This window comes from Armatimonadia bacterium (assembly GCA_039679385.1).
GTDB lineage: Bacteria > Armatimonadota > Zipacnadia > Zipacnadales > JABUFB01 > JAJFTQ01.
The window spans coordinates 1-1,743 of the sequence record JBDKVB010000044.1 but is presented as its reverse complement, the minus strand read 5'-3'; the positions used below and the strand labels follow the sequence as shown (position 1 = coordinate 1,743).

Annotated in this window: 3 protein-coding genes; all 3 read right to left on the bottom strand. The window is 66.7% G+C overall.

The annotated features are described in order from the left end of the window. Positions 1 to 406: hypothetical protein (locus ABFE16_04065; protein MEN6344454.1), on the bottom strand; the 406-nt coding region annotated here is incomplete at its 3' end. Between the two features lie 69 nt (positions 407 to 475). Continuing rightward, positions 476 to 1,384: a hypothetical protein gene (locus ABFE16_04060; protein ID MEN6344453.1), complete on the bottom strand. Its 909-nt coding sequence runs from the start codon at positions 1,382 to 1,384 to the stop codon at positions 476 to 478. Positions 1,385 to 1,513: 129 nt separating this feature from the next. Further along, a partial coding sequence (locus ABFE16_04055) for a hypothetical protein (protein MEN6344452.1) occupies positions 1,514 to 1,743 on the bottom strand: 230 nt, incomplete at its 5' end.

Genomic DNA, 1,743 nt, shown 5'->3' with positions numbered 1-1,743 from the left:
AGTTCGGGCGGTTCTCCAGGTCAACCTGGGTGTCCACCGTGCGCTGCCACGCCTGGCTGGAGTTGATCCCGCCGAGCGTGACGTACAGGTAGCGCGAGTGCGAGGGGTCGTTGGTCTCGACGTCGGGATCCACGGCGAAGCGCAGGCCCGGCTTGAAGTCCACGGTCAGGGTCTCGGGGTCGTCCACCCAGAACTGCACGATGCGCGTGGTGGTGGGGTTGCTCGCGCGCCAGGTGGAGACCGTGTTGCGGAGTGGCTGGATGCGGGCCCAGCCGGACCAGATCGGTGTGACCGTGATCGACTGTGTACCGGCCGTGATGTCCATGGGGCCGCGGACGATCGTAGTCGGATCGATCAGGTGAACCCACGCCTTGCCCTGGACGAACGCCGCCACCTTCGGACGCATGACTGCAGCCACCCCAGCGTAGTCGCTGGGGTGGGGCATGGGGGCGATCCGGGGCAGGCTCGCCACGGGCTAGACCCCGAGGAAGCCGAGAGCGGTGACGGTGACGGTACCGGCGGCACCCAGCTGGCCGTTGACGACAGTGGCGGCCGTTCCGCGCCAGGGCTGGTCGAAGTTAACGACGAGCGTGGAGTTGGCGGGGATCGTGAAGGTGGCCTTGGTGGTCGTACCGTCACGCAGGAGGAAGCGGGCCACAGCGGCGCCGGTGTTCTCCAGGATGAGGGTCTTGATGAACCGGCGGATGCCAGCAGCGGCGGCAGCGATGAGCGCTACGTCGGAGGTGGTGGTGAACGCCACGTTGGCATCCCAGTAGGTCTCAGGTCCGCCGGTGCCGGAGATGACCTGCTTGCCTTCGAGGTCGATCGCGAGGTGGCCGTAGTCACCCGCGGCCGACGTCGGGGAGGCGGGGGTCGTGGGGATGCGCACGCCGAGGATGCCGACGCCCGTGTCGCCAGATGCTGCGACCGCGTCTTCAGCCTTGCCGAGGGCGGTCGCGCCGGTGCCACCGGTGCCGAGGTTGACGGTGGGGGTTCCGCTGATGCTGACGATGCTGGACGACTGGCTCTCTGAGCTGCCGTAGATGTACACGGTGGGCGTACCGGCGCTGAGCGCCGTCGCCTTGACGCGGAAGTAGCGCGCGCCCATGTCGCCCGAGAACATGCCCGGCACCGTCATCGTGGATGCAGACACGCCAGCGGGGCTGGTCAACGTCTTGGCGATCCAGGTGACCTTGTCGTCCGACACCTCGAACGTCAGCGTGCCGGTGAACGCGCCGACCGCCTGAACCGAAACGTACTGGATCGGGTCGAGCGGAATCGTGTCACCGAACGTGTCGTTGACGAGGTTCAGCACGCCGGATGCTGAGATGATGGCCTGATCGCGGGTGCCGATCGGCTCACTGGTCAGCAGGGTGGTTGCCATGGTGGTCCTTTCGGGACGCGGAAGCTATGCTTCCATTCTACCAGTTGACGCTCAGGGGCGACGGGGCGCTATCTGCGATCAATAGCTTCACGCCGCCGCGATCTTGAAGCGTCCCACTTGCCGAGCGGGTCAGGCTAGATGTGGCAGAAGCGCCATGACCGGAGTCTCGGGAACGACCGCGCAGTCGTTGGCGAACGCGGCCAGCTCGGGGGTGCCGTGAGTGCACCAGTCGGTGCAGCCGCAGCTCATGAACGGGAAGTCGAGGTCGAAGCCGGATGCGCCAGCGGCATCCTCAGCGTCAGCCTGCTCGAACGCGATGCGCGCGAGGAGTCGGTACTCGGACGCAACCTGCTTGGAAT

Excerpts from the sequence above, each read along its gene's own strand:
- ABFE16_04060 (MEN6344453.1), bottom strand. The coding sequence starts at position 1,384 with ATGGCAACCACCCTGCTGACCAGTGAGCCGATCGGCACCCGCGATCAG.